Annotated in this window: 21 protein-coding genes; 3 read left to right on the top strand and 18 right to left on the bottom strand. The window is 28.8% G+C overall.

Going from position 1 to position 18,574, the window contains the following annotated elements; genetic code table 11:
• Positions 1-42 precede the first annotated feature (42 nt).
• The 5 genes from ASUIS_RS03420 to ASUIS_RS03400 form a co-directional block, all read right to left on the bottom strand.
• A complete protein-coding gene (locus tag ASUIS_RS03420; RefSeq protein ID WP_118885732.1) occupies positions 43-264 on the bottom strand; it encodes a hypothetical protein in 222 nt (73 codons plus the stop codon).
• 24 nt (positions 265-288) lie between these two features.
• On the bottom strand, positions 289-435 hold the full coding sequence (locus tag ASUIS_RS03415) for a lmo0937 family membrane protein (protein WP_118885731.1): 147 nt from the start codon (positions 433-435) through the stop codon (positions 289-291).
• A 174-nt stretch (positions 436-609) separates the two neighbouring features.
• A complete protein-coding gene (locus ASUIS_RS03410; RefSeq protein WP_118885730.1) occupies positions 610-1,938 on the bottom strand; it encodes an MATE family efflux transporter in 1,329 nt (442 codons plus the stop codon).
• A gap of 313 nt (positions 1,939-2,251) precedes the next feature.
• Positions 2,252-2,746, bottom strand: a complete 495-nt coding sequence (locus ASUIS_RS03405; RefSeq protein ID WP_118885729.1) for a hypothetical protein — start codon at positions 2,744-2,746, stop codon at positions 2,252-2,254.
• 88 nt (positions 2,747-2,834) lie between these two features.
• Positions 2,835-5,498 (bottom strand): valine--tRNA ligase, encoded by a 2,664-nt coding sequence (locus ASUIS_RS03400; protein ID WP_118885728.1) that lies wholly within the window; start codon positions 5,496-5,498, stop codon positions 2,835-2,837.
• Positions 5,499-5,665: 167 nt separating this feature from the next.
• Here ASUIS_RS03400 and ASUIS_RS03395 point away from each other — a divergent pair, with 167 nt between their 5' ends.
• The gene (locus tag ASUIS_RS03395) at positions 5,666-6,340 is read left to right on the top strand and encodes a rhodanese-like domain-containing protein (protein ID WP_118885727.1); all 675 of its coding nucleotides are present in this window, start codon (positions 5,666-5,668) and stop codon (positions 6,338-6,340) included.
• 31 nt (positions 6,341-6,371) lie between these two features.
• Here the strand turns inward: ASUIS_RS03395 and ASUIS_RS03390 are convergent, their stop codons facing one another.
• The gene (locus ASUIS_RS03390; protein ID WP_118885726.1) at positions 6,372-7,403 is read right to left on the bottom strand and encodes an HD-GYP domain-containing protein; all 1,032 of its coding nucleotides are present in this window, start codon (positions 7,401-7,403) and stop codon (positions 6,372-6,374) included.
• 168 nt (positions 7,404-7,571) lie between these two features.
• Between ASUIS_RS03390 and ASUIS_RS03385 the strand changes: the two genes are divergently transcribed.
• Both ASUIS_RS03385 and ASUIS_RS03380 read left to right on the top strand, forming a co-directional pair.
• The gene (locus ASUIS_RS03385; RefSeq protein ID WP_118885725.1) at positions 7,572-8,135 is read left to right on the top strand and encodes a DJ-1/PfpI family protein; all 564 of its coding nucleotides are present in this window, start codon (positions 7,572-7,574) and stop codon (positions 8,133-8,135) included.
• Positions 8,136-8,195: 60 nt separating this feature from the next.
• Positions 8,196-8,876: an IclR family transcriptional regulator gene (locus ASUIS_RS03380; protein ID WP_192941179.1), complete on the top strand. Its 681-nt coding sequence runs from the start codon at positions 8,196-8,198 to the stop codon at positions 8,874-8,876.
• 15 nt (positions 8,877-8,891) lie between these two features.
• Here ASUIS_RS03380 and ASUIS_RS03375 read toward each other — a convergent pair whose 3' ends face one another.
• From ASUIS_RS03375 to soxC, 12 genes are all read right to left on the bottom strand, one after another.
• A complete protein-coding gene (locus ASUIS_RS03375; protein WP_118885723.1) occupies positions 8,892-9,686 on the bottom strand; it encodes an alpha/beta fold hydrolase in 795 nt (264 codons plus the stop codon).
• Between the two features lie 33 nt (positions 9,687-9,719).
• Positions 9,720-10,157 (bottom strand): DsrE family protein, encoded by a 438-nt coding sequence (locus tag ASUIS_RS03370; RefSeq protein WP_118885722.1) that lies wholly within the window; start codon positions 10,155-10,157, stop codon positions 9,720-9,722.
• Between the two features lie 3 nt (positions 10,158-10,160).
• A complete protein-coding gene (locus ASUIS_RS03365) occupies positions 10,161-10,619 on the bottom strand; it encodes an MOSC domain-containing protein (RefSeq protein WP_118885721.1) in 459 nt (152 codons plus the stop codon).
• 1 nt (position 10,620) lies between these two features.
• Positions 10,621-11,409, bottom strand: a complete 789-nt coding sequence (locus tag ASUIS_RS03360; RefSeq protein ID WP_118885720.1) for a thioredoxin family protein — start codon at positions 11,407-11,409, stop codon at positions 10,621-10,623.
• A 21-nt stretch (positions 11,410-11,430) separates the two neighbouring features.
• Positions 11,431-13,194 (bottom strand): thiosulfohydrolase SoxB, encoded by a 1,764-nt coding sequence (gene soxB, locus ASUIS_RS03355; RefSeq protein ID WP_118885719.1) that lies wholly within the window; start codon positions 13,192-13,194, stop codon positions 11,431-11,433.
• A 119-nt stretch (positions 13,195-13,313) separates the two neighbouring features.
• Positions 13,314-13,736, bottom strand: a complete 423-nt coding sequence (locus ASUIS_RS03350; protein WP_118885718.1) for a hypothetical protein — start codon at positions 13,734-13,736, stop codon at positions 13,314-13,316.
• A 12-nt stretch (positions 13,737-13,748) separates the two neighbouring features.
• Positions 13,749-14,663: a sulfur oxidation c-type cytochrome SoxA gene (gene soxA / locus ASUIS_RS03345; RefSeq protein ID WP_118885717.1), complete on the bottom strand. Its 915-nt coding sequence runs from the start codon at positions 14,661-14,663 to the stop codon at positions 13,749-13,751.
• 36 nt (positions 14,664-14,699) lie between these two features.
• Positions 14,700-15,005, bottom strand: coding sequence for a thiosulfate oxidation carrier complex protein SoxZ (gene soxZ, locus ASUIS_RS03340; protein ID WP_118885716.1), 306 nt, complete (start codon positions 15,003-15,005; stop codon positions 14,700-14,702).
• A 68-nt stretch (positions 15,006-15,073) separates the two neighbouring features.
• Complete coding sequence (gene soxY, locus ASUIS_RS03335; RefSeq protein WP_118885715.1) at positions 15,074-15,526, bottom strand: thiosulfate oxidation carrier protein SoxY; 453 nt, start codon at positions 15,524-15,526, stop codon at positions 15,074-15,076.
• Between the two features lie 15 nt (positions 15,527-15,541).
• On the bottom strand, positions 15,542-15,895 hold the full coding sequence (gene soxX / locus ASUIS_RS03330; protein WP_118885714.1) for a sulfur oxidation c-type cytochrome SoxX: 354 nt from the start codon (positions 15,893-15,895) through the stop codon (positions 15,542-15,544).
• A gap of 14 nt (positions 15,896-15,909) precedes the next feature.
• On the bottom strand, positions 15,910-17,097 hold the full coding sequence (locus ASUIS_RS03325) for a c-type cytochrome (RefSeq protein WP_118885713.1): 1,188 nt from the start codon (positions 17,095-17,097) through the stop codon (positions 15,910-15,912).
• The gene (gene soxC, locus ASUIS_RS03320; RefSeq protein ID WP_118885712.1) at positions 17,066-18,397 is read right to left on the bottom strand and encodes a sulfite dehydrogenase; all 1,332 of its coding nucleotides are present in this window, start codon (positions 18,395-18,397) and stop codon (positions 17,066-17,068) included. Before soxC ends, ASUIS_RS03325 begins: the two co-directional genes overlap by 32 nt.
• Positions 18,398-18,574: the final 177 nt, after the last annotated feature.

Raw genomic sequence — 18,574 nt, 5'->3', positions numbered from 1 at the left:
TCCCATTATTCTATGGGATTTTTTATTTTATAAACTATAAGTTTATAATTTTCTTCTTCCAATAAGTAAAAGCATACTTCCAACTACAATCGAACCAACTCCAGCCCAAATAGGAATATTAATTGTTTCTTTATCTTTGATAGATAATTCAACTGGTCCTATTTGAGTGTTTTGAACCTCTTTTGTGTAACTGATATTTCCATATACAAGTCCTATAACACCTATTGCAACTAGTAAAATTGCTATTATTTTTGTTAGCATCATTTTATCTTCCTTTTTTAAATATCTTTATAGTCGTTGGCCTCTAATAATACGGATTAAAACCACTATAATTGCAACAACTAATAAAATATGAATTAATCCACCCATAGTAGTTGAAGTAACTAGTCCTAAAATCCATAGAACAACCAAAATAAGTACAATAGTTTCAAGCATTTCACTTCTCCTATCACTATAATTTAGCAAATAAATCTAGCAGCTTTCTGCCACATGTCTATAATCTTATATTCATTGTATCTGAATAAGTGCTTTTTCTTGATTTTAAATAAAGAAGGGATAAATTCTGCCTATTTGATGATTGCATCCATAGTTATCTTTTTGTTTTTTTATTCATAAATGAATTATTTTTTTAGGGCTAAATTTTCTATATAAAATCACTGAAATTATAAAAGTAACAAATTCTGCCATTGGTATTGCCATAAATATTCCATTTAAATCAAAGAAAAATGGTAAAGTAAATATAAAAAATATAGGGAAAATAAAACTTCTTGATACTGCAATAATCATTGAATGTAAAGGCTTATGAATTGCAGTAAAATAAGCTGAAATTACAAGATTAACTCCATCAAAAAGAAAAGCTATCCAAATAAATGTGGCAAAACTCAGAACTATTTGTTTTGTTTTATAATTTGTATCTTCTAAAAAAATATTCGCAAGTGTATTTGGGGTAAATATAATTAACAATATCATTACAACACCAACCACTCCTGTAGTTATAAAAGCTAATTTTAAAAACTCTTCTATTCTTTTATTTTCTTTTGCTCCAAAATTTTTACTAATAATTGGTTGTAAAGAATCACTTATTCCAAAACTTATCATTATTCCAATCAATAAAAGATAATTGATAACTGTAAATGCTGCAATTCCTTCTATATCAAAATTTTTTATCATCACATAGTTAAAAATCAAAGTTGTTATTCCTACAGAAATTTCATTTACAAACTCAGAAGCTCCATTGTAAGAAGCTTTTATTATTTGAATATAACTTCCTATTGGTTTTACAAATTTAAGTGTTGCTTTTTTTGAAAAAAAATGAGGTAGTAAAATAAATATTAAAGCCAGTTGAGAAATACCAGTTGCTAAGGCTGCTCCAAAAATACCTTTTTGCAAATATACAATCAAAAACCAATCTAATATTACATTTATAAGGGCACTTGAAAGTAAAGCTATGAAAGCGAGATTTGGTCTATTATCAACTCTTACAAAATAATCTAAAACTACTCCTATCATCAAAAAAGGAATAAAAATTAATATAACAGATAAATACTCTATTGCAATTTTTGTCAAGTTTTCATCCGCTCCAAAAAGATGCAAAATAGTCTCTATATTTAAAAATAAAAGTGTGCAAGTTATAAAACTAAAAAGAGTGATACAAACCATAGTTTTACTAAAAATAATAGAAGCATTTTTAATATCTCCTTGACCAATTAGTTTTCCAGATACAACACTGCTACCAATTGCCAACATTAAGGCAAATCCAAATAGTAAAGAGAAAATAGGAAAAGTTATATTAATTGCCGCAAGTCCAAAATCACCTACATAATTTCCTATAAAAAATCCATCAACAATATTTGCTGATGAAATAGCCAACATTCCTAATACAGCAGGTATTGAATATTGGAAAAAAACCGATGATATTTTATCTTTTGTAACGTTCATATAATTTCTTTTAATTTATTTTTGATAACTTTTCAATCTCTAAAAAGTAATTTGTTAATTCTGTTTTTAAATCATAATTTTCTATCTTAACTGATAATAAAAACATTCCATCGGCTGTTGCACATAAAGATTTTGCTAAATTTTTTGAATTTGGATGAAAATTACATTTTTGTATTTCATCATCACTTGAAGTTTAGCTTACTTTGTCCATATAAAGCAAGAAGAAGTAATGACTTTTATACTTTTAGAAAAAATAGTTTTGTAGTATGTATTCCCATCGAGGACGATGGGAACAAGAAAACTTTTATATTTTTTATTTTAATTTATTCTTTTTTATTTCTAAACGCATAAGTTCATGTAAACATTCATATTCTTTATATAATATTTCATAAGCATTTTTTGCTGGCTCTTTATATTTTAATGTTGAATCCATTGATTTAGAATATACAATTTTATACCCATTTGCAGAAGGAGGATAGGCTTTTATAAATAAATCAGCCCATTTTTCATATAAATCTATCACCAACTTATACTTTTCTATAATTTCAGTTGAAGCTAACATATTAATTTCAGCAGTTAATTTACTAAATTGTGAATTTAGATTATTTTCTTTACGATTAATAGTCCCTTTAATTAATTCTTCAATCATTTCATAAGTTTTAATATATAAATTTTTTAATTCGTCATGTTCAGAAATTTTTCTCAATTGTTTTTCAAAAGATTTTTTAAATATCCATGTAAATATTATGGCACCTAGTGAAAATAAACCAGCAATTACTGGAGCTATAATTGGTAAATATTCTTTCATATAATCCTCTTTATTAAAAATTTTATTATAAAATAAAAAGCCCCATCAAAACTGACAGGGCTTTTATCAAAAACTAACTAAACTCTTCTTAACTCAAAGATTTAAGTTCAGCTACAACCTTAGCTAATTTATCTTCAGCACTTGCCAACCCTGCTCTATTTTCTTCTAATACATTTGCTGGTGCATTTGCTACAAATCTTTCATTATTTAGCATTCCAGATAATTTTGCTATCTCTTTTTCTAATTTTTCTTGTTGTTTTGTAAGTTTGTTTATAATTGGTGTCATATCAATTTCACCAGTTGGAATATAAACTTCTAAATTATCACTTACATCTGTGATTGAGTTCTCTACTTTTGCTGTTACAAACTCGATATTTTCTACTTTTGCTAATTTTTCTATAAATGGTTTTGCCATTTCATTATCAATATTTTTATTGATTTTTAAATACGCTTTTGCGATTTTTGAGTTACCCATATCTATGATAACTTTTGCTCTTCTTATAGCTGTAATTGCCTCTTCGATGATTGCAAACATATCTTCAATTTTTTGATTTTTTGCTATGTTTTTTGGGAAATTCATAATCATTATTGAATCACCATCTTCAAGTGTTGTTCCACTTAATTTATGATATAAATAATCAGAAATAAATGGCATAAATGGAGATACCATTTTAAGTGTTTCTTTGAAAATTGCTCCAAGTTCTATTACTGAATCTTTACTAGCTTTTGCATATTCAATTCCCCAGTCGCAGAATTCATTCCATACGAATTTATATAAAATAGATGCTGATTCGTTGAATTTGTAAGTTTCAAGAGCATTTCTTAACTCATCAACTGCATCACTTAATTTACTTTGCATATAAAGACCAAGTGGTGTTTTAATCGTAATATCTTTTAAATCAGGGAAAGTTTCCACATTTAACTGTAAAAAATTACTTGCATTATAAAGTTTATTTGTAAAGTTTCTAAATTGCTCTAGGTTTTTTGCACCTAGTTTTATGTCTCTTCCTTGAACACATAAATATGCTAGTGTAAATCTGATAATATCAGCACTATGCTCATTTACCATATCAAGTGGATCAATTACATTTCCTTTTGATTTTGACATTTTTGCACCATGTTCATCACGAACCAATGCGTGCATATAAATATCTTCAAATGGTAATTGTTTTTTGAAGTGTTCACCCATCATCATCATTCTAGCTACCCAGAAAAACATAATATCAAAACCAGTGATTAGCAATGAATTTGGATAAAAATCAGCTTCATCTGTTGAGTTATATAACTCTTCTAATTTTCCATTATTTCCCCAACCTAATGGTGACATAGCCCAAAGAGCTGAAGAGAACCAAGTATCTAAAACATCTGGATCTTGAGTATAATGTTTTCCTCCACATTTTGGACATTTCTCTGGTTCATCTGCTTTATCAGCCCATTGATGGTCGCAAGCCTCACAAGTAAACACAGGAATTCTATGTCCCCACCAAAGTTGTCTTGAAATACACCAAGGTCTTAACTCATCCATCCAAGCTGTATATGAATTTATCCAATGTGCTGGGTGGAAAAGTGTTCCATTATGCTCACCAGAAGCAGCTCTTTCTTTTGTAGTTTCTTTTGTTTTTCTGATTGATTCTTGAGCCATTTCTGAACTTAAAAACCATTGTTGAGAGATAAATGGTTCAACAATATTTTTACATCTGTAACAATGCCCTACTTGGTGAATATGCTCTTCAATTTTTACAATATATCCCTGAGCTTCTAAAGCTTTTACGATAATTGGTCTAGCTTCTAATCTTTCAAGTCCAGCAAACTCCCCACAGTATTCATTTAAAATACCTTTTTCATCAAATACTTTGATAAACTCTAAATCGTGTCTTTTCCCAACTTCATAGTCGTTTTGGTCGTGTGCAGGAGTTACTTTTACAACACCTGTTCCAAACTCCATATCAACATGAGAATCTGTAATAACTTTGATTTTTCGTGTCGTTAAAGGTAATAATACTTCTTTCCCAACAATTGATTTATATCTCTCATCGTCTGGATGAACCATGATTGCAGTATCCCCAAAATATGTTTCAGGTCTTGTAGTTGCCACTTGAAGTTCACCACTTCCATCTGCAAATTTGTAAATCATATGGTAAAACTTACCGTTTACTTCTTCATGTTCAACTTCGATGTCTGATAATGCACCATCGTGTGTACACCAGTTTACCATGTAGTTATTTTGAGTGATATGACCTTCGTTGTATAAAGAGATAAAAGCCTCTTTTACAGCCTCTTTTAATCCCTCATCCATCGTAAATCTTTCTCTTTTCCAAGCTGGAGTAACACCTAATTTTCTCATTTGATGAACTATGTTTCCACCTGAAGTCTCTTTTTGAAGCCAAGCTCTTTCAAGAAATTTTTCTCTTCCGATTTCTTCTTTTGTTGTACCTTCTGCTAATAATTGTTTTTCAACAACATTTTGAGTTGCAATTCCTGCATGGTCAGTTCCTGGTTGCCAAAGAGTTTTAAACCCATCCATTCTTTTGTATCTAGTAATAATATCTTGTAATGTAAATGTTAAGGCATGACCAATATGTAAACTTCCCGTTACATTTGGAGGTGGCATCATGATTGAAAATGTTTTTTGTTTTCCGTTTGCATCTGCTTCTTGAATAGATTTATTTCCATCTATTTCAAAATAACCTCTTTCTTCCCAAATCTTATAAAAACTATCTTCTACTTGTGATGGTTCGTATTTTTCGCTCATTAAAAATCCTATGTTTTTCTATAATATACGCGATTATATCTAGTTTTATCTTATGATGTTATTTTGAGCTATTTTAAAAAAGTTATTTTTCACGGCAGAATTATTAATTTTTTTAATAGCTGTGTTATAATCTTAATACAATTTATTTTAAATATTAAGGAGAGAAAATGTTAAAAATAATATTAGGAAGTTTCGTATTAAGTGCCTCACTTTTCGCGGTTGATTTACAAAATGATGGAGTTGAAGTTAAATACAAAAACTCAAAAGATGAAGAAAAAACAATCGTTGTAAAAAGAGAAAAAAATGATAGTTGTAAAGATGTAGGTTTTGATCCAAAAGTTGTTTATGGTGGAAACGGACAAGCTGCTGATTCTGTAAGTGCTGATTGTAAAAGAGCCTTTGTAACTTATATGGGAAAAATTTCTCCTATAAAATATTCTGATAAAGTTGAAACTTTTGGTGAAGTTGAAGTTTTAGATTTTATAGAAAAAGCAAAAAACAATACAAATATGATGTTGGTTGATTCAAGAACTGAAAATTGGTTTTATCATGAAACAATCCCAAGTGCTGTAAATATTCCTTATATTTATTTAAAACAATCTCAATATCCTGATGAATTTGAAGAGTATGTGGAAATGTTGGGCGTAAAAAAAGTAAATGGTAAATATGATTTTAAAAATGCAAAAACTATTTTAATGTTTTGTAATGGAGCATGGTGCGGACAATCTCCTGAATCTATGAAAGCTCTAATTGCTATTGGTTATCCAGAAGCAAAACTAAAATGGTACAGAGGTGGAATGCAATCTTGGTTAAGTCTTGGATTAACAACTGTTAAACCATAAAAAAAGAGAGTTTTTTAACTCTCTTTTTTGTTTAGTCTTTAAAAATTCTATCAAAATCTTCCACAAGTGAAATATCTATTTTTCCCTCTTTTGCTTCTTTTTTCATAATTTTTATGGCTTCATTGTGAGAAAAAGCAATTCTGTAAATCTTTTCTTCCCTTAGGGCATGATAAATATTTAAAGTATTCATTAGTCTATCTTTTAAACTCAAATCTTTTGCTTTTAAACCTATTGGATAACCGCTTCCATCGATTTTTTCTTGAACTTTTGAAGCCCAAACAGCAATGTCATTAAAACCCATGATATTTGATAAAACCCTTTTTGAGTAGTGAGGATATGCTTTTATGATTTCATATTCATTTGAAGTTAGTGGCTCTTCTTTGTCTAATATTTTTAAAGGAATAGTTAATTTTCCTACGTTTTGCATTGAAGCTGCTATTAAAAAAGTCTGTTTATCTTTGTGCTCAAAATCATATTCATTTGTGATTTTTTCACAAAAATCTAAAAACTTTGAGTTTGGATTTACGATTTTATGAAACACTATTGTAATTTTTAGAACTTCTTCAAAATTTAAAACAGTCGTAAAATCATGCAAAGAAGCATAAATAAACATTAAAATTTCATTTTCACTTAATAAATCCAACCAAAAACCTACTTGATTTGAAATCTCTTTTAGTTTAGGATTATTTTCTTCTATAAATTTTTTTGCATTTATTCTATTTTCAATATTATCAATTCCCAAAGAAAATCTTTTATCTAAATCACTTGCAAATGAAATAATTTCTAAAAATAAAGGATTATTTAAAGTCTCATTTGCATCTAAAAAAGGAAGTTTTTCTAAGTTATTTTTTCCTAAATCATAACACAAAGAATATGAGCATAAATCAGCAAGTTGTTTTGGTTCAAGATTATGTTTTATTCCTAAATGTAAAGCCATAAAAGCTACTCTTTTATAATGTCCCAATGTTGTATTTTCTAAGTCTTTTTTTCTAAAATCAAAAGCAAAACTTAAAGCTAATAAAAAATTATTTAAATTAAAAGGTAGTTGTTTTTTCTTATCCATTTTTACATCCTATAAAAAGATTATATAATTTTCATTATATTATAAAAAACTCAAAAAATCAGTGAAGTTTCACTATGTGAGAGTGAAAAAAACTAGATTTTAAATAAATTCTATTTTAATATAGATTCTTATAGAATCTTTAAAATTAATAAAAATTAAGGAGAACTCATGTCAAAAAGAATTTTAATACTAGCTGGTGATTTTGTGGAAGATTATGAATTAATGGTTCCTTTTCAATGCCTAAAAATGTTAGGTTACACTGTTGATGTGGTTTGCCCTAATAAAAAAACAGGTGAACAAATAAAAACAGCCATTCATGATTTTGAGGGTGATCAAACTTACACAGAAAAACCAGGTCATAACTTCACATTAAATGCTTCATTTGATGAAGTTGTTGAATCAACTTACGATGCGTTACTAATTCCAGGAGGAAGAGCTCCTGAGTATATTAGACTCAATCCAAGAGTAATTGAAATTGTTCAAAACTTTAATAAAGCAAATAAACCCATTGCTTCTGTTTGTCATGGTATTTTGGTACTTGCAGCTGCGGGAATAATAAAAAACAAAACTTGTTCTTGTTATCCAGCTTGTGCGCCTGATGTTGGTTTAAGTGGTGGAACATGGGCAGATATTGGATTTGAAAGTGCAATAGTTGATGGAAACTTAGTAACAGCTGCTGCTTGGCCTGCTCATCCTGAGTGGTTAGCTAAATTCAACGAGTTATTAAAATAGTTTTAAATGCCTAATCAAATAAAATCTTTATCAAAGGGTTTAAAAGTTTATAGGTTTATCGTGGATTACGGTAAACCTATTTTAGCTGTAACTTTATGTGAAAAATTACAAATAAACAAAAGTACAATGTCTAGACTTTTAAAAACTCTAAAAGATGAAGATTTTATCTCTTACTTAGAAAAATCGAATGAAATAATTGCAAATGATATTTCAAATAAAACAAACCAATCAACTAAAATTGAATTACTAATAAAAAGTACAAAAGTATTATTAGAAGAAATCTCAGAAAAAACAAATGAATGTGCATATTTGGGCATTTTTGATGATTATAAAGTTTCATATATAAACCAAATTGATTTATCAAATCAAGAATTAAAAACTAGAAATAATATTGGTGTTCAAGTAAATCTTCATACAAGTGCCCTAGGAAAATCTATTTTAGCTTTTGGAAATTATGATTTAGAAAAAATCAAATTTAATCAATTCACAAGCAACACAATAACAAATATAGAAAATCTAAAAAAAGAGATTCTAGAAGTAAAAAACAAAGGTTATTCTATTGATAATAAAGAGTATCAAGATGGAATGTGTTGTGTTGCTGTTCCACTTTTTAATAAAGAAAATATTTTAATTGGAGCGGTTGGAATATCTGGAAATTCTATGAGATTAAAAGCTAATAAACTAAGTGAAATTGGAGAAATTATCTCAGATATAGTCTCTAAATATTCAATAGTTTATTAGCTTTTATATTTTTATTTATTCTTCAACTAACAATTCTGTTATAGCATCTATTGATTCAGGTGTCATATCTAAATCAATATGTGGTGCATCTTTAGCTTCCACAAGTTTTACATCTAAACCTTTAGATTTTGCTAGATTGTAAAAATCTATTGTAGTTTGTGATTTTGAAATATCATCAGCTGTTCCATATATAAGGACAAATTTTGTTTGTTTATCCACCTTATCTAAAACATCAACTATTGAAATAGCGTCTTTAAGATTTGGTTTCTCTTTTTTTATATCATAAACTCCACCAGCACAAACAAGATTATCAATCAACATTGGTTTTAATCCAGTTAATGTCGCACCCATCATACAACCCGCACTATGTCCAATATATGTAATTTTACCTGCTTCATATTTCTTTTTTAAAGCTTTTACTAATTCACCTACAAACTCCACATACTCTTTTTTTGCAGCTAAATTTTCAACTCCTTCATGAGATAAAGAAGTAAAATTATTTGTAGAACTTTTTGAATATCCAGGAAGTGCAACAGCTATTGTTGTAACATCTGTTCGCATTGATATATCTTCTGCAAATGGAGCGTATCTTGCAAGTGTGTCAGTTCCATCTTTCCATGTTCCATGAACTATGATATTTAATGAATCTTCAACTTCACCTTTAAACTTTTTGTATTCTATACACTCATTTCCTGCAAAAATAAAATTATCGCCTTTTTTTGCGCACTCATCTTTTGAAATAGTTGCTGCATTTAAAGATAAAGAAAAGACCATTATAAAACTTGATAACAATAAACTTTTTTTAAACATTATATTCTCCTATTTTAAATTAAAAAGATTAAATTAATATGCGGTAATTCCAATATATCCATCTTTTTGTTTTTCAATAACTTCAACAATTCCAGCTTGAGTAAATCCAATACCATCTATAAAATCTGACTCTTTCCATTTCATAGTTTCCATTGTGTTTTTACAAGCAATAAATTCAACATCATATTCCATCAAAGATTTTACTCTTTCAAGAGTTTTTTTATCATAATCTTTTTTTAAAACTCTTAATCCTTTTCCATAAGCAACAACAACTATTTTTAAACTCTCAGCTGGATACTCTTTTAAAATATTGTACATTGAACCAATTGTATGTTCAACTGTTTCTAAATCACCAACATATAAAGAATAAACCACTTTTCTTGGATTATCAAAGGTTGGTTGTGGTTCACTAAATTTTGATTGAGCGTAAGAAAATATTGCCAATAAAACAATTAATATAATTTTTTTCATTTTCTATCCTTTTATTTTTACAATCATATCTTTTGATACAATTCCACTTTTAATAATCTTACAATAAAGTCCCCTATGACCTTTTAATAAAAGTGGTAAATTTTCATTAAAAACAGCCAAATGATTACAAACAGTGCAAATTTGAGTAATTTCAATAATTGAATCTTCAATTATTAGTTTTGTTCCAACCTCTAAAATATGTGGGTCAAAATCTAATAATATATTTTCTCCTAAACTTCCAAACTCTAAATTTATTCCATTATCTTTGGCAATTTCATATGACTGAATTCCCACAATCATAACTGTTTGTTCAAGTTTTTTTCCTGCAAATTTATCATTTTCAATACCATAATCTTTGATAAGATTTAGTTGAAAAACAACTGGTCTTGGCGAACCACTTGACTCTTTTGTAGCACTAAAAGTATTTAATACTTTTCCTAGAATTTTTGTATTTTTTTCCATATTATTTTAGATTTTCTTTCAAAATTTCTAAAAAATCACTTTTTGTCCAACTTCCAGGATATTGTTTTATATAAGTTCCATCTTTTGAAAGAATAAAAAATGTTGGAGTTATCTCTTTATAAACCTTTTGAAGTTCAAAAGGAAGTTTCGTTTCATCAACATCAACTTTCATATAAATATAATTTTCATCTATTTTATTTTTAATCTCAGCTAAACTAAGAACCTCTTTATCCATTTTTTTGCAAAAATAACAAGTTTTTGAAGAAGCATAAACTATAATTTGTTTATTCTCTTTTTGGGCTTTTTTTAAAATAGTTGTTTCATCATTTGAAAGTAACTCTTTGTTTTTACTTGTTTGGACTGAATTATTTTTATATTCCATAAAAAATATTGCAAGATTTGTATAATCTTCATTACTTAAACCTGAAACTGATTTTTTAATATCATAAAACTGCAAAATATGTTCATCACAAATAGAGTTAAATCTATCAGGTTTTTCCAAATAAGATTTTAAATAAGACTCTATTTCTAAAGTTCGCATTTCAACATCTTCTGGATCACCAACTTTTTTTGGACTATCCATAATGGCATAAGCTAACATATTTACTGTTGGTGCTTTTAAATTTAAAAGCTTATTTTTTTTTTCAAAAAAGTTCTCTTTTAATGTGTTTATTTCTATAAAATCACCATGACAAGAGGAACATTTATTTTTAAAAATAAACGCTCCATCTTTAAAACTAGCATTTAAATTAACAAATAAAAATAGACAAAATAATAAAATTTTTATCAAAATAAATCCTTTTATTCCTATTTAGATAATTCCTGGATTTCCTTTTACTCCAATAATATCAGGAGTATCAACTTTTATATTACTAATATGTTTTACATTTTTTAAATATGTTTCAACAGTTTCCCAAACAGGTTCACCCTCACTTTGAGCTCCAACGGTTGACCAACCAGCTACTTTGTAAGATTTACTGGCATCTAGTTTTTCACCAGTTTTTGTTAAAACAATATCTGTGATTCTTTCACCCATTTTTGCAATTGGATTTATTTTATATGAAATTCCACCTGTTCTTACCATATCTCCACCTTGTTGGTAGAATGGATCTTCATTAAATAAATTATCAGCAACATCTTCTAAAATAGCTTTTATATCAACACCTTTAATATCTCTTGCATAAGTTTCAGGATATGTCATAGCAGTTTGAGTCATTAAATCATCAAAAGTAATTGTTTGACCAGGCATTACAGAAGTTCCCCATCTAAATCCTGGACTTAATGAAATTTGTGCTTCTTTTACTTCTAAAAGTGCATCACAAATAATTTGATCCCAAGAACCATTAAAGTTTCCTCTTCTAAACAATGTTTGTTCTGTTGTTGCTATTGGTCTTGTTAGTTCTTTTAAGAATGGAAGTCTTACATCTTCAATATATTTTTTCATCTCTTTATTTTCAGGAATTAAATCAGAGAAAATTGGAAGAAGTGTAAATTTAAAGTCTTTAATTTTTCCTTTTTGAATATCTAAATCTAAAACATTTAAAAATTTACCATTACTTCCAGCATTACAAACATAAGTTGTACCATTTGCATTTTTAACTGGAACTGCTTCAGGAACACCATCGTGAGTATGTCCACCCATTATAAAATCAATTCCCGTACAAACTTGAGCCATTTTTTTATCCGTATCAAAACCATTATGAGATAGAACTATAATAGCATCTGGTTTCTCTTCTGCTTTGATTTTATCTACGATTTCTTGCATAGAATCTTCTTTTATTCCAAATGTCCAATCAGGAATAAATCTTTGAGGATTTGCGATAGTTGTATATGGAAATGCTTGTCCAATAATTGCAACTCTTGCATTACCCATTTTTTTAATTGTATATGGTTTAAAGGCATGTCCTGTATCTTCATCAAAAGCTTCAACACCGTTCATCATTGAATCTTCTTTTACAAAAATATTTTGTGCTAAAAATTCTGCTTTTAATGCTTTTACATTTTCTAAAACTTCTTCAGCTTTATATGTAAATTCCCAATGTCCAACAGCAACATCAACACCAAGTAAATTCATTGCTCCAACCATATCTTTACCTCTTGTGTAAAGAGCTGTTGCACTTCCTTGCCAAGTATCTCCACCATCTAAAAGTAATGTTTTATCAGCACCAAAACTATCTTTTAAATAATCAACTACTGTTTTAATTTGAGCAAAACCACCAACTTTTCCCATAACTTTTGCATGTTTTTCAAAATTTACACATGAATATGCATATTCAAGTCTTTTGTTTCCTTTGATTCCATAATAATCAAGTAATTTTTCACCTACAATATGTGGTGGTTTACCAAAATTACTAAAAAATCCAAGATTTACACTTGGTTCTCTAAAATATACAGGAAGTAATTGTGCATGAGAATCTGTCATATGTAAAAATCTAGCATTTCCAAATGGTTTTAATTTATAATAATCTTCTAATTTTTTTGTATCTGTCATTCTTGTATGAGAGTTTGCAAATACAGGCGTAGCTCCAAGCATAGCCATCATATATACAAACTCTCTTCTGCTTAATTTACTCATTTTTTCATACCTTATATTAGTTTAAAATACTAATTTTTTATAGTATTTTTAAATTTATGGAAATAAAAAAAGTCAAGAGTTATAATCTTGACTTTTAAACGTATTAATAAAATATTTTATTAATATTTATAACCATCACTTGGACTTGCCAATTTCCAAGTTTTTTTAGCTTCTTCTTCTTGAGTTAATGCACTAATTGCAAAAGTACAAGCTCTCCAAGCACCATATTCAATAGTGGCATCAGCTGTTTTTTTCTTTTTATCATCAACTATTTCAATAGTTTTAGCCCCTGATTTTAAAGCAGCATCAACAGCTTCAATATATTGACTAGCTTTCATTCCAAGTCTCATAAATTCAACATTGTGTTTTATTGCTATTTCATTATATTTACTTGCAGTTGCTAATACTTTTTCAACTCCATTTGCTTCAACATTACACTCTTTTTTAACATCTAATTTAGATATTTCAGAAGCAGTTGCGTTTACTAATCCAGAAGCTAATAAAGCTGAAATTGTCGCGAATTTTAAAATTGTTTTTTTCATAATATTCACCTCTTATTTTCTTACATCTGGACCGTCAACAGCCATACCATTTGACATATACGCTAAGAAATATAATAACTCTTTCATTTGTGTACTTTCATCTTTTGGTGAAACTTGACCTTGATCTACAATACAACCTGATATTCTTCGCTCAATCGTACCTAATTCATCCCATTTTAATCTATAAACAGGGAAATGTGTCATTTGTCCAGTTAATGGAGAAAGTTTTTCATTTCTAACTCTTATACCTGCTCCTTGAACATGGCACTCAGCACAAGAAAGTTTTAAATATCCCTTTTGACTATAATAATACTCTTTTCCATTTTCATAAGCTTTTTTAGCATCAGCACTAGATATTTTAATATCAACTTTTTTACCAGCCTCAGTAGAAGAACTTGCTAAAAATGCTTGGAAATTTGCCATATCACCTTTTTGTGTATTCCACTCTTTTTCACCATTTGCTCTTAAACAATCATTAACAGCAGAGGTTAAAGATACTAACTCTTTTTTCTTTTGATCAAAATATGGATAATTTCCTGAAACTGCTGGATTTGGAAAACAAGTTGCTAAAGAATTACCATTAGCAAATTTTTTGTTGTATAACTCTTCACCTTTTTCGATTCCATCTTCATAAGGAGGCATCTCTTTGATTGCTTCATATTGAGATTTAGCATCTTTTGAAAATGAATAAGCTCCTATGGCAAAATCATTATGTTTTAAATTTTTTGCATAATCATTTTTTAATTCATCATCTGTTGAATAAGGGAAAAAAGTATTTTTATTTTTTTCTGGGTCTGCAAACTTTGCTTCAAAATATTTAATTGCTGCAATTCTATCTTTTTCAGCCCCTGCATTAAAATCAGCTGCATTTAAAGTACAAACTGTAAGTGCTATTAATGCTGTAGATTTTACAAATTTTGATAACATCGTATCTCCTTTTATTTTAATAACTAAAACGAGTAATTATTTAATTACTTCTGTACTTACGTCTGTATTACCTTTTAAATCTTTCCAAGTAAGCTCTATTGTATCTCCAACAGCTGCTCCTTTAAATGAAAATTTCATATAAGGATCTTTTGATAAAAATTGACTTGTAGATGCTTCATAAACAACTTTATCTTTAACTTTTGCAACAACATAAGTGATAAAATTAACTTCTTTTTTTGCTCTTTCAGCTTCTTGATAACTTAACATTGGGTGAGTTGCTAATGCTTTTACTTCAACAATTCCGTCTTTTAATTTTGCTTTGATTTTTGTAGTACCTGACATTTTGATTCCTTTTTATATTTTTCTATTTAATTTTTTTTAATTATTATGCTAAATGATTAGTTGAAAAATCAACCACCACATCCACCAATAGTTACTTTTACTAATTTAGAAACTGCATATAATTTTCCGTTAGCTTCTGCAACAACAGTTACTGTTCCTGTTTTTGCTAATTTAATTCTTATTGCATAATCAATAACTGCATTTTCAGGAATAGAAAATACTGCAACTGCACTTTCAGGATTTGCATCTTGGAATACTGCAATTTTTGTAGCATTTAATGTTGTATCAAATGAAACTGGAATAACTGCACCATTTTCAGCAATATCAGGAGCACTTAAATTGATACTTCCTTCTGTTAAAGTAGATGATCCAAAAATCTCTTTTATTGCATCATCAACTTTTGTAGCAGTCCATGCTTTTGGTAGAGTTTCTCTAAAATCAATTGCACTTAACTTTGCAGGAATCGCAGCAATTGCAACTGCACCAAATCCTAAACTTAAAAAATTTCTTCTGTTCATCATTTTATATCCTTTTTATTAATTAATTGTTTTTAAATAAGCAATTACAGCTTTTATTTCATCATCACTTAACCAACCATTTTTACCAAATGCTGGCATTGTTGAAATTGGATTTGTTGTATTTGGATCATAAATTTTTTCATATAATGCCTCTTCTGGCCAAGCTGATAAAGCTTGTAAAATAGGTCCCATACTTCCTGGTCCATCTAATGTTTTACCATTTATTGCGTGACAAGCTACACAATTTCCCAAAGTATTAGTATTAAAAATTTTTTCACCTTTTTTAACTAATTCTTCATCTGATGCAAAACTACTAACTGCTAATAATCCACTAATTGCCGTTACAGTTAATATTTTTTTAATTACATTCATAACTTACTCCTTTATTATTTACTAGAATTAATCATATAGTCAATTACTTCTTTAATCTGCTCATCATTTAAATCCGTACCACCTTTAGGAGGCATACTATTTATACCATTAATTCCATTATGATAAACTTTTTCCACTCCCTTTGCAGTAACTTTTTTCCAAGCTTCTTTATCCCCTAAAACTGGTGCTCCAAGGGCTGGGTTTCCATGACAAGTTACACAACTTTCTTCATAAGTTTTTTGTCCAAAAGATAGTGAAACTTTATTTTCAACTTTTGGTAAACTTCTTACAACTGACATAGGCTGATTTGAATTTGCCGTTAAATCAATATTTACTTTCATTAAAAGATTTTGAATATCTTCTTTTATACAATCTTTCATACATCTTGTTCCTGTTCCATAAATTTTAGGATCAGAAAGTAATGCTGTCATATTTTTCACACCTTGTTTTGGATCTTTTGTATCAACTTCAGGATAAAATCCATCGTGATTTGGCATCACAATTTTCATTAATTTTTCTTTATCTAATACAAATTCATCATCAAGTTCAACACCCTCATAAGTTATTCCATTTATAGATAATAAATATGCTGTAAGGGCATAAGTTTCACTATTTGTCAAACTTTTTGGATGATTAAATGGCATTGAATCTTGAACATACCAATACAAAGTACTAGCATATGGCCAATAGGAACCTATTGTTCTAATTGGAGTATCAGGATTTGGATGTTCATCTGCTGGATTTAGTCTTTGAATTTTTAATGACTCTTTTGTTCCACCAGCCAGTCTAGGATAACCTTTTCCACCTGTTCCAAAATCACCATGACACATTACACATTGTGCATCATAAAGTTCATTTCCAAGTTCAACTGAACCTTCTGCTTTTTTTGGTTTTCCATCATCACCAAGTACAACTTCACCATTTTTCATATCAAACTGTGGTAAACCAGTTCCATCAGGTTTTGCATCAACATCCCAAGCTGTTATTTCTCTTTTTGTTGGAGTTCTTCCAATATTAAAATCTTTAATTTCTTGAATGTTCAAATAATATGAAGTATATTTACCATCTTTTATAGGATATTTTACTGCTCCATCAACTGACATTTCTTTTGAACTTGCCAGCGCTGAACTAGCTAAAAAAGTTGATAAACCAATACCAAGAAGAGCTGATTTAAGCTTTTTTGTGTTTTCTAATTTGAACATTATTACACTCTCCTTTATTTGTGATTTCCCAAGTTACAATAGCATTTCTGTGATATACAGATTCAACTCCAACAGCAGAAGTTTCTTGATCAATTGTTGGTTGAATATTTCCAAAATCATCATAAGATCTACTTGCTAAAAATAGAGGTTTTCCGTCCCATTTAATAACATAAGAGAATCTTGTCCAAGATTTTGGCAATACCAAACCTTTAAGCCTTGCTTCAACCCAATTATCTCCACCATCAAATGAAATATCAACACCTTTGATTGTTCCATGACCAGACCAAGCAAGTCCTTCTATTTCTACCATTTCACCTTTTTTCAAATGTGTCCATGGTTTTTCAGGACATGGTGAAGTAATTACTGAATTTACTTCATTTACCCAGAAATATCTAATAGCTTTACCTGATTTTTGAAGCATTGTATATTTTGAAGTCTCTTCTTTTGAGTGCCATGGTTTATCTGAGAATTCTAATCTTCTTAACCATTTAGTGTTAAGATTTCCTTCCCATCCTGGAACAATAAGTCTTACAGGATAACCTTGTTCAGGTCTTAATGCTTCACCATTTTGTCCCCAAACAACCATTACATCATCTAAAGCTTTTTCAACTGGAATACTTCTTGGATTTGAAGCATTATCACTTCCTTCGGCTAACATCCAAACTGCATCTTTTTCAAGCCCTAAATCATCTAAAATAGTTTTTAACATAACTCCTGTCCATTGAGCTGCACTCATAAGACCTTTCATAAATTGTAAACTATTAAACTGAGGACCTCTCCACTCTGGACTTCCATTTGCTGGACATTCTATAAAGTAGATTCTTGATTCACTTGGATATTTTTTTAAATCTTCTAAAGTTAAAACTATCTCTTTTTTAACTTTACCATGAATCATTAATCTCCACTCATTTGGATCAACATGAGCTGTTCCACCGTGATCTCTTGTAAAAAATAATCCATTTGGAGTAATAATTCCATCAGATTCATGAATTGGACACATAGATACAGAAGCATAAGCATCTCCTGATGAAAATAAATCATGTGTTCTTCTAATATTATTATGTTCATAAGGTGATGGAATACCATATAAATTTTTATCTACAGGATCTCCTAACTTTACACCCCAAGGTACTTCATTTATTATTGCTACTTCATCTGCTTTTACAGATACTGGCGATAAAATTGATGCAGCACTTAAAGCTCCAGCAGAATAAATAGCTGTTTTTCTAAAAAAATCTCTTCTACTTGGAATTTCCATAGAATTAGATTTTACATCTTGTAAAACTTTGCTGTTTTTCAACTTCTACCTCCTACATTATTTGATTATATTTATAAAAATCATTTATCAAACAAATTATAAGTCTTATAAGTTAAAACGAAACTTAATTTATTAATTTTTCTTATAACTTATTTGCCAAGAATAGCATTAAAATAGCATTTTAACGATATATTTAAAAACATACAACGATAAATGACT

Source organism: Arcobacter suis CECT 7833 (assembly GCF_003544815.1).
Lineage (GTDB): Bacteria > Campylobacterota > Campylobacteria > Campylobacterales > Arcobacteraceae > Aliarcobacter > Aliarcobacter suis.
The sequence above is the reverse complement of the archived record's forward strand: the minus strand, read 5'-3'. Positions and strand labels throughout refer to the sequence as shown.